Annotated in this window: 1 protein-coding gene; it reads left to right on the forward strand. The window is 46.3% G+C overall.

Annotated elements, in window-relative coordinates; all coding sequences use genetic code 11:
* A partial coding sequence (locus tag VC182_RS11660) for a hypothetical protein (RefSeq protein ID WP_323485379.1) occupies positions 1–255 on the forward strand: 255 nt, incomplete at both ends.

Raw genomic sequence — 255 nt, forward strand, 5'->3', positions numbered from 1 at the left:
CTGATACCTCAACAGCAAGCGGCACAGCCATAGGCACTTTTGCATCTCCAAATGTTGCAAACGGCATTACGGTTTCAGCAAATTTAAGTGGTATGACCTTAAGTAATGGCAATTATGTGATTACTGGCTTGACTGCGCCTTTGGCGGCCAACATTACACCAGCACCATTAACCATTAGTTCTGGTTTAGTTGCGCAGAGCAAGGTCTATGACACTACTACAGGCGCAACAATTGCGGCAGTAGGTACGCAGACAT

Origin of the sequence: Polynucleobacter sp. AP-Nickl1-40-C4 (assembly GCF_035012665.1) — a bacterium.
Taxonomy (GTDB): domain Bacteria; phylum Pseudomonadota; class Gammaproteobacteria; order Burkholderiales; family Burkholderiaceae; genus Polynucleobacter.